Origin of the sequence: Vibrio sp. OPT46 (genome assembly GCF_015163535.1) — a bacterium.
Lineage (GTDB): Bacteria > Pseudomonadota > Gammaproteobacteria > Enterobacterales > Vibrionaceae > Vibrio > Vibrio alginolyticus.
This window is the reverse complement of sequence record NZ_JADDYG010000029.1, coordinates 24,127-32,373: the sequence shown is the minus strand read 5'-3', so window position 1 is coordinate 32,373 and position 8,247 is coordinate 24,127. Positions and strand designations below refer to the sequence as shown.

At 43.5% G+C, this 8,247-nt stretch carries 8 protein-coding genes; 7 read left to right on the top strand and 1 reads right to left on the bottom strand.

The annotated features are described in order from the left end of the window. The first annotated feature begins 291 nt into the window (after positions 1-291). From ltnD to IQR33_RS02125, 6 genes are all read left to right on the top strand, one after another. Entirely contained in the window at positions 292-1,200 is a 909-nt protein-coding gene (gene ltnD, locus IQR33_RS02150; protein WP_005375356.1) for an L-threonate dehydrogenase, read from the top strand. Positions 1,201-1,225: 25 nt separating this feature from the next. Continuing rightward, positions 1,226-2,482, top strand: a complete 1,257-nt coding sequence (gene otnK, locus IQR33_RS02145) for a 3-oxo-tetronate kinase (protein ID WP_031777204.1) — start codon at positions 1,226-1,228, stop codon at positions 2,480-2,482. A gap of 11 nt (positions 2,483-2,493) precedes the next feature. Then, positions 2,494-3,141, top strand: coding sequence for an aldolase (locus IQR33_RS02140; protein WP_005385078.1), 648 nt, complete (start codon positions 2,494-2,496; stop codon positions 3,139-3,141). Then, on the top strand, positions 3,141-3,917 hold the full coding sequence (gene otnI / locus IQR33_RS02135) for a 2-oxo-tetronate isomerase (protein WP_047101720.1): 777 nt from the start codon (positions 3,141-3,143) through the stop codon (positions 3,915-3,917). Before IQR33_RS02140 ends, otnI begins: the two co-directional genes overlap by 1 nt. Before the next feature lie 61 nt (positions 3,918-3,978). Continuing rightward, positions 3,979-4,938 (top strand): D-erythronate dehydrogenase, encoded by a 960-nt coding sequence (gene denD / locus IQR33_RS02130; RefSeq protein WP_017635260.1) that lies wholly within the window; start codon positions 3,979-3,981, stop codon positions 4,936-4,938. After that, positions 4,938-6,431 (top strand): GntP family permease, encoded by a 1,494-nt coding sequence (locus IQR33_RS02125; RefSeq protein ID WP_005375369.1) that lies wholly within the window; start codon positions 4,938-4,940, stop codon positions 6,429-6,431. Before denD ends, IQR33_RS02125 begins: the two co-directional genes overlap by 1 nt. Before the next feature lie 266 nt (positions 6,432-6,697). On the opposite strand, the gene rcnR is transcribed toward IQR33_RS02125, so the two are convergent. Further along, positions 6,698-6,970 carry a Ni(II)/Co(II)-binding transcriptional repressor RcnR gene (gene rcnR, locus IQR33_RS02120; RefSeq protein WP_005375370.1) on the bottom strand — a complete coding sequence of 91 codons (273 nt, stop codon included), beginning with the start codon at positions 6,968-6,970 and terminating at the stop codon, positions 6,698-6,700. A gap of 135 nt (positions 6,971-7,105) precedes the next feature. Here rcnR and IQR33_RS02115 point away from each other — a divergent pair, with 135 nt between their 5' ends. Further along, complete coding sequence (locus tag IQR33_RS02115; protein ID WP_132936325.1) at positions 7,106-8,182, top strand: nickel/cobalt efflux protein RcnA; 1,077 nt, start codon at positions 7,106-7,108, stop codon at positions 8,180-8,182. Positions 8,183-8,247 lie beyond the last annotated feature (65 nt).

The window sequence follows — 8,247 nt, the reverse complement described above, 5'->3', positions numbered from 1 at the left end:
CGTTCTGCTGGGATCATAGTTTCACTTCTATATTCTTGTTTTTCAGTATCCTACCAATCTTTTCATTTGTTGTGAATATCTGTGAATTATGTTCTCAATGTTGTAAGAACAGCCTTCGCTTGTGTTAACTGCTCGGAATATCTCTGCCCATAAAGAGGTATATATCACGACATTGTTAATTTGTGTGAAAAAATGTGATTCAAAGCGAGGTCTTAGTATTGATTTTCACATATAATCACATCAACCAAACAAGAATTAACAAAGTTTAATAGACCAGAAGGCATTGTTTTTATGAGTGAAGTTCAATCTGTAGGTGTTATCGGTTTAGGCTCTATGGGAATGGGCGCCGCAAAGTCATGTGTGCGTGCAGGCCTAGATGTCTATGGTTTCGATTTAAATTCTCAAGCGCTTGAAGAGTTAGGTTCATTCGGTGCAAAAGCTGTTTCTACAAATGCAGTTGAGTTTGCAGATAAGCTTGATTCGGTTCTAGTTCTTGTTGTGAACGCAGCTCAAGTTAACACGGTCTTGTTCAAAACCGGTCTTGCTACAGCGCTTAAGCCGAATACGCCAGTAATGGTTTCAGCAACCATCTCAGCAGAAGACGCAAAACAAATTGAAGCGAAATTGGCAGAACACAATCTTGTGATGCTTGATGCACCGGTATCTGGTGGTGCTGCAAAAGCAGAATTAGGTGAGATGACTATTATGGCGTCGGGAGCGCAAAGCACATTTGATGCACTTGAACCAGTACTCAACGCAACGGCAGCTAAAGTCTACAACATCGGTGAAGCGATTGGCCTAGGCGCAACTGTGAAGATTATCCACCAATTGCTAGCAGGTGTTCATATCGCAGCTGGTGCTGAAGCAATGGCATTAGCGGCACGTGCAAACATTCCTCTTGACCTGATGTACGACGTGGTGACGAATGCAGCGGGTAACTCTTGGATGTTTGAGAACCGCATGAAGCATGTAGTTGATGGTGACTACTCCCCTAAATCTATGGTCGACATCTTTGTGAAAGATCTAAACCTCGTATCGGACACAGCAAAAGATCTCAAATTTCCACTTCCTCTATCAAGCACAGCACTAAACATGTTTTTGAGTGCAAGCAATGCTGGTTTTGGCCAGGAAGACGACAGTGCCGTTATCAAGATTTTTGATGGTATTGAGCTTCCAGGTGTAGAAAACAAACAGAAATAAGCGCACGTAAAACGGAGAAAAAATGATGTTATTAGGCGTTATCGCAGACGACTTTACTGGCGCAACAGACATCGCAGGTTTTCTTGTAGAAAACGGCATGCGCACAGTTCAGCTTAACGGTATTCCAAAAGAAGAGATTGATGTAAACGCAGATGCGGTCGTGATCAGTCTTAAATCTCGCTCTTGTCCTGTAGATGAGGCAATCGAGGATTCAGTAGCGGCGCTTAAGTGGCTGCAAGCAAATGGCTGTCAGCAGTTTTACTTCAAGTACTGCTCAACGTTTGACAGCACAGCAGAAGGTAACATTGGTCCTGTAACGGATGCACTGCTTGCAGAGCTAGGTGAAGCGTTCACCATTGTATGCCCATCATTACCAGTGAATGGTCGCACAGTTTTCAACGGCCATCTATTTGTATTCCAAGACTTGCTAAGCGACTCAGGTATGCGTAATCACCCTGTGACACCAATGACTGATTCAAGCCTAGTTCGTATGATGGATGCTCAATCTCAAGGCAAATCTGGCCTGGTGAACTTCCAAATAATTGAACAAGGTCCAAAAGCGGTAATTGAGCGCTTTGAAGAGCTAAAAGTACAAGGCAACCGCTACGCAGTGGTTGATGCATTCAATGCAGAGCATCTTGTCACACTTGGCCAAGCGGCGAAGTCTCTAAAACTGGTAACTGGTGGTTCTGGTTTGGCTGCGGGTATTGCTAAGAACTGGATAGAGAGCCTTGAAGATCAAAGTGATGCGAAGCAAGAGGGGAACCCTAAAAAAGCACCAACCGTTGTGTTATCTGGATCTTGTTCTGTCATGACCAACCAACAGGTCGCTGTTTACAAAGAAAAAGCGCCACACTTTGCTATTGATGTGAAGGCGTGTCTGACGGAAGAAGACTACTCAAATCAAGTGTTTGATTGGGTCATGACCAACATCGAAAGCGAGTTCGCACCACTGGTTTACGCAACCGCAGATGCAGCGGCGTTAAAAGCGATTCAACAAGAGTTTGGCGCGCATGCTTCAAGTCACGCGGTTGAACAATTCTTTAGCCAACTTGCAATCAAACTTCAGCAGCACGGTGTGAAAAATTTCATCGTTGCGGGTGGGGAAACCTCAGGGGTTGTAACCCAAAGCCTAGCCGTAAAAGGTTTTCATATCGGTCCTCAAATCGCACCAGGTGTACCTTGGGTGAAGTCACTTGAAGGCGAGCTTTCTTTGGCTCTGAAATCGGGCAACTTCGGCGATGAGCACTTCTTTGCCAAAGCACAGTCGTTTTTTGAATAGGTGAGGTTGTGATGAATAAAGAATTGATGACAGAACAACAACTGCGAGAGCAAATGGTCACTATGGCTCGCTCTATGTTTGAACGTGGCTATGCGACTGGCGGCGCTGGCAACCTTTCTCTAAAGCTGCCTAATGGACACTTTCTGGCGACGCCAACTGGTTCCTCGTTCGGCCGCTTGATTGCTGAAGAGCTTTCGGTTGTGGATATTGATGGCAACCATATCTCTGGTGAAAAGCCATCAAAAGAAGTCGCTTTTCATCTGGCGATTTATCGAAATAACTCAAAGTGTAATGCGATTGTGCATCTGCATTCTACTTACTTGACGGCGCTTTCTTGTCTTGAAGGTCTAGATCGCGAGAATGCCATCAAAGCTTTTACACCTTACTTTGTAATGCGCATTGGCGAACTGCCAGTGATTCCGTACCTGCGCCCGGGCGACCCTCAGATTGCTGAAGAACTTGCGCAGCGGGCTAGTGACTACAGAGCTTTCCTCCTGGCGAACCATGGTCCAGTGATCACGGGTACGGACTTTGAAGATGCAGTGGATAACGCAGAAGAGTTAGAAGAGACAGCGAAGCTAGCGTTCATTCTTAAAGACAGCAACATCCGCTACTTAACGGATACTGAGATTCAAGACCTAAAAGGGAGAGGTAAGTAATGGCTAAATTCGCGGCAAATCTGACAATGTTATTCACAGAAGTTCCTTTTCTAGATCGTTTCGAAAAAGCACACCAAGCGGGCTTCAAAGCGGTGGAATACCTTTTTCCATACGCATTCGAAGCGCAAGAACTAGCAAGCAAGATACAGCAGTTTGGTTTTGAGCAAGCGTTATTCAACATGCCTCCAGGTGATTGGGATGCAGGTGAACGAGGTTTTGCAGCTATTCCGGGGCGTGAGGATGAATTTAAAACGAGCGTCGAGACTGCGCTGATGTACGCCAAGGCACTGAACTGTAAAAAGGTTCACGCTATGTCTGGCATTGTTGATTCACGCTTCACTCGTGATCAGCATATTGAAACCTTTATCTCAAACATTCGTTATGCAGCGGATAAGTTTGCCGAACAAGGTGTTGAGCTGATGATTGAGCCACTCAACAATCGCGATGTACCGAACTACTTCGTTGCACATCAACGTGAAGCGGTGGAACTCATCAAACAAGTGGCTCGTCCAAACGTGAAATTGCAGCTCGATCTCTATCACGCACAAATTATGGACGGTGATCTGAGTACGTTGATTCGCGATGTGGCGCCATACACAGGCCATATTCAAATTGCTTCTGTGCCTGAAAGGCACGAACCATCGGAAGGCGAACTGAATTACCCACACCTATTCAATGTTTTGGATGACTCTGGTTACCAAGGCTGGATCGGTTGTGAATACAACCCAAGGCATAGCACGCAGCTGGGCCTTAGTTGGGTTAAACCATACCTATAACAATTTTAATTTCTATCCATAAATAACTTGAAACCAATTACAAAAACAAAGGGTCGTGACTATGAATATTATCATAACTGGAGGGGCGGGTTTTCTCGGAACCCTACTTGCCAAATCACTACTAAAAGAAAACAAAGCTGAAAGTATTACTATTGTCGACATTCAAAAGTCGCGCTTAGAGGGCATTGATGACCGAGTCGTTTCTTTAGTCATGGATATGACAAAGCGAGAAAATATAGACCAAGTTATTACTGCCGAAACGACACACATTTTTCATTTAGCGGCAATTGTATCGAGCCATGCTGAGCAAGATTTTGATTTAGGCGTAGCTGTAAACCTGACGACCACACAGTTATTGCTTGAGCGTTGCCGTAAAGTAAACCCTAATATTCGTTTTACGTTTGCTTCATCTTTAGCTGTCTTTGGTGGTGATCTTCCGGAAACGATTACACCAATAACAGCACTTCATCCTCAGTCATCCTACGGGACGCAAAAAGCCATAGGTGAGTTATTGGTTAACGACTATGCCCGTAAAGGCTTTGTTAAAGCTGTATCCGTACGTTTACCGACTATTTGTATTCGCCCTGGGAAACCAAACCTTGCCGCTAGCTCTTTCGTAAGCGGAATTATTCGTGAGCCTTTGAATGCTCAAGAATCAAATTGTCCTGTAGACCCTACGCTAAAACTTTGGATATCGAGCCCGTCTAGAGTGGTGGACAATATTCAATATGCAGGGCTAATGCCTTATGAGCAGTTAAATAATCTGTCCTATAGAACGCTTAATTTACCTGGTATTCAAACTACACCAGCTGAGATGATTCAAACAATGGACACTCTAATGGGTAAACAACTTTCTAATTATATTACCTATGAGCATGATGCGGGTATTGATCGTATTGTGAGTAGTTGGCCACAAAAAATTGATTGTACTAAAGAACTGGAGCTTGGATTTAAAGCAGACAGTAATTTCAAGGATGTATTACAACAATTTATTTCTGTTAACAATATGGAGATTGTCTAATGTTACCAACCTCAGTAATTGGACTAATAGTAGCCGTATCAGTCCTTGTTTTTCTTGTATTACGTACAAAAGTACATGTGTTAATTGCGATGTTAATTGCGGCATGTATCGCAGGTATTATTGGTGGGTTAAGTGTTGACGACACGATTGCGACCGTTAGCAAAGGATTTGGTGGAACATTAGGCGGTATAGGGATTGTCATCGGTCTCGGCGTTATGATGGGGGCTATTTTAGAGGCTTCTGGAGCAGGAGAAAGTATTGCCTATAATTTTATAAAGTGGTTAGGAAAAAAGAAAGAAGAGGCCGCTCTTGCTGTAACTGGCTATATTGTTAGCATCCCAATCTTTGTGGATAGCGCGCTTATCATTCTTTATCCAATAGCGAAGTCTTTGTCAAAAACGTCCAATCGCTCGATTTTAACGCTTACGGTTGCTCTGGCGGGCGGCTTGGTCGTAGCGCATCACGCTATTCCGCCGACTCCAGGGCCTTTGGGAGTTGCTGGTATCTTTGGTGTCGATCTTGCCAGCATGTTAGGTTTTGGTTTGATGATCGCAGCGCCTTGTGTCATGGGTATTGTTTGGTATGCAAGATGGTTAGAAAAGCAGTTTCCTGAATTCATTCCAACCGAACATTTCTCGAAGTCTAGTGAGCAACTGATTAATGATCACAAAGAGTACATTGCAAGTAAAGAAGCGAAAGACCTACCATCTTTAAGTAAATCTATCGCTCCAATTATTATCCCAATTTTACTTATACTTGCGAAATCAGTGATGGGTTTATTAGAGGGGACTTTCGGTTTCGAAGGGCTGACTGCAACAACATTTGGTCAATTTATCGCTTTTATCGGCAGCCCTACTATTGCACTATCAATAGCGACGTTATTAGCGGTTTACACATTGGGTAATAACCTTACCAAAGAAGAAGCGAATGAAAAGATGGAACAAGGAATCTCCACTTGTGGCATCATTTTGTTAGTAACAGGAGCTGGTGGTGCGTTAGGTGCCGTATTGCGTGAAACGGGTGCGGGCGCAGAGATTGCTAACCAAGTTGCAGGGCTTCCTATTTCTGCGGTTATGATTCCATTTATTATTGCGACGTTAGTTCGTATTATTCAGGGCTCTGGTACAGTCTCCATGATAACCGCTGCTTCTATATCTGCCCCAGTTTTAGTAAATATTCCTGACGTTAACCTTTTATTCGCAGCGACGGCAGCTACGATGGGATCTCTATTTGCTGGCTACTTTAATGACTCGCTATTCCATATTGTTAATCGATTAATGGGGGTGACTGAGGTTAAGAAACAACTCATTATTTGGACTATTCCAACAACAATTGCTTGGGCTATTGGTGGTTCATTAGTCATGATTCTTAACTTATTCTTCGGATCTCATGGTTCAATCTTTGATCCTGTGTTACCACTTGCTGTACTTTTGGGGTGTGTTGCATTTACAAAATCTTACAGCGCTAAGCACGTCGAATTACAAGAGGTATAAAGGTTTACTTGTACTCTTCCATAAAGTAAAAACCTATCACAATATGTATTTTTATCAGATAGTTTAGAGTTTTTTAATAATATGAACGGCCCTATGTTTGGGCCGTTTTAGTTCTTATAAATAAACTATTTAACTTGAACCGATATAGGTTCCATTTTCAACTTAATCAATATGAAATGGAATTTTTATTTCCCGCTTAGTAAGCGATTACCTATAAAGGATCTATTCGAGTTTAACCCTAGTGACTTTACTCTAGCGAAGTAGGGTTACTTTATATAAGAGTCCAGTACTTTTAATACGACTTCCATATCTTTTTCACGTTGAGTTTTGTCTTCCTCAAGTACAACGTGCTCAAGTAAGTGACCTTTAATTACTTCTCGCATCAAACCATTTACTGCTCCCCGAATAGCGGCAATCTGCTGCAACACATCTTGGCATTCATGCTCTTCTTCCAGCATTTTTTTAAGTCCATTCACCTGACCCTGTATTTTACTGACTCGAGTGTTGAGCTTCTTTTGATCTCTGGTTGTATGCGACATGTCTTATCTTCTTTAAGTTACGGGCCGAGTTATTCTAACTGATAATGTAGCACTCAATTTATACTGGGGGGTAGTATTTAATACTAGGGGGGAGTATAGTTTGCGATAAATTAGAATCAACAACAGAGAACAACAATGGATTTTGTCGCGTTACTACAACAAGGTAATGGGTGGTTCTTTATTCCCAGTGCCATTTTGCTTGGCGCTTTGCATGGTTTAGAACCTGGGCACTCTAAAACGATGATGGCGGCGTTCATTGTCGCTGTGAAAGGAACGGTCAAACAAGCCGTGATGCTGGGTTTAGCTGCCACACTTTCTCACACTGCAATTGTATGGTTAATCGCTGTTGGCGGGATGTATATTAGCCAGAAATTCACCGCTGAAGCGGCTGAACCATGGATGCAACTTATCTCTGGGGTCATTATCGTGACAACCGGCGTATGGATGTTTTGGCGAACATGGAGCGATGAGCGAGCTTGGAACAAAGCTCAGGATCATGCTCGCGATTGGACGACGCAAGTTGTGGATACAGGACATGGGCATGTTTCGCTTTCGATTACACAGGAAGGGGACCATCACCGTTTCCAGTTGCGAACACTCAGCGGTAAACCTTTAACTGCGGAAGGTATCAAGGTTTCGGTATCGAGTGATGGTTATCAACCTGCTGATATCTATCACTTTATAGAGCGTGATGGATACTTGGAATCGGCGTCTTGCATTGAAGTCTCTAATGGACTTTCTGTCACTTTGATCATCGGGCACCATGATCATACCCATGACTTTGATGTGCATTTCCGTCCTGGTTCTCATTTAGAAAGCGAAGATAAGGAATATCAAGATGCTCACGAGCGCGCTCACGCTTTAGACATTCAAAAGCGCTTTGAGAATCGAGACGTGACGAATGGGCAAATTCTGCTGTTTGGATTAACGGGCGGTTTGATTCCATGCCCTGCTGCGGTAACGGTTTTGCTTATCTGTTTGCAGCTTAAGGCAATGACTCTTGGTGCGACTTTAGTTGTGTCATTCAGTATTGGCTTAGCCTTGACTCTGGTTGCTGTTGGCGTTGTGGCAGCAGTGGGCGTGCAAAAAGCGACATCTAAATGGAGCGGTTTGAATGATGTTGCACGTCGAGCTCCTTACTTATCGGGCGTCTTGATCAGTGCAGTTGGTTTGTACATGGGTATGCATGGATACATATCGCTGACAAGTTAAACTCTGTGGTAAAGATTTTTTTCCTTTCTTTTTTTATGGGCAATGGCTTCATGCCTTGGTTTGCC

Excerpts from the sequence above, each read along its gene's own strand:
- rcnR (WP_005375370.1), bottom strand. The coding sequence starts at position 6,970 with ATGTCGCATACAACCAGAGATCAAAAGAAGCTCAACACTCGAGTCAGT.
- otnI (WP_047101720.1), top strand. The coding sequence starts at position 3,141 with ATGGCTAAATTCGCGGCAAATCTGACAATGTTATTCACAGAAGTTCCT.
- denD (WP_017635260.1), top strand. The coding sequence starts at position 3,979 with ATGAATATTATCATAACTGGAGGGGCGGGTTTTCTCGGAACCCTACTT.
- IQR33_RS02140 (WP_005385078.1), top strand. The coding sequence starts at position 2,494 with ATGAATAAAGAATTGATGACAGAACAACAACTGCGAGAGCAAATGGTC.
- otnK (WP_031777204.1), top strand. The coding sequence starts at position 1,226 with ATGTTATTAGGCGTTATCGCAGACGACTTTACTGGCGCAACAGACATC.
- IQR33_RS02115 (WP_132936325.1), top strand. The coding sequence starts at position 7,106 with ATGGATTTTGTCGCGTTACTACAACAAGGTAATGGGTGGTTCTTTATT.
- IQR33_RS02125 (WP_005375369.1), top strand. The coding sequence starts at position 4,938 with ATGTTACCAACCTCAGTAATTGGACTAATAGTAGCCGTATCAGTCCTT.
- ltnD (WP_005375356.1), top strand. The coding sequence starts at position 292 with ATGAGTGAAGTTCAATCTGTAGGTGTTATCGGTTTAGGCTCTATGGGA.